1 protein-coding gene is annotated in these 342 nt (G+C 39.2%); it reads right to left on the reverse strand.

Going from position 1 to position 342, the window contains the following annotated elements:
- Positions 1 to 212: 212 nt before the first annotated feature.
- Positions 213 to 342 (reverse strand): DUF3833 family protein (locus tag IQR33_RS02555; RefSeq protein WP_193843485.1); only part of this gene is annotated, 130 nt, incomplete at its 5' end.

Genomic DNA, 342 nt, shown 5'->3' on the forward strand with positions numbered 1-342 from the left:
GCACGAGAAAGCACGTCTGAAAGAAATGACACCAGCGAACTATATCGGTCAAGCAATCGAGCTGACAGATAAGCTGTAATACTCCTGTAACGACCAGATACTTAAAAGGTTGACGCTAAAGCGTCAACCTTTTTTAGTTAGGGGAGTTAGGTCGGGAGAAAATAATTTTAGTTATATGGAATGGATTATTAATTGAAGATCAGCCCCATTTGTTATGGCTGCTTTTGGAAGAACAAGGTTATTGTTCCTACTTCCACACCAAACTTTTTTATTTTCGTTAGATTGAAAACGTGTCTGTCATCCTGACGATAAAGCCAATCATCAAAAGCAACCGTCACTGAT

The sequence above is a fragment of the Vibrio sp. OPT46 genome (genome assembly GCF_015163535.1).
GTDB lineage: Bacteria > Pseudomonadota > Gammaproteobacteria > Enterobacterales > Vibrionaceae > Vibrio > Vibrio alginolyticus.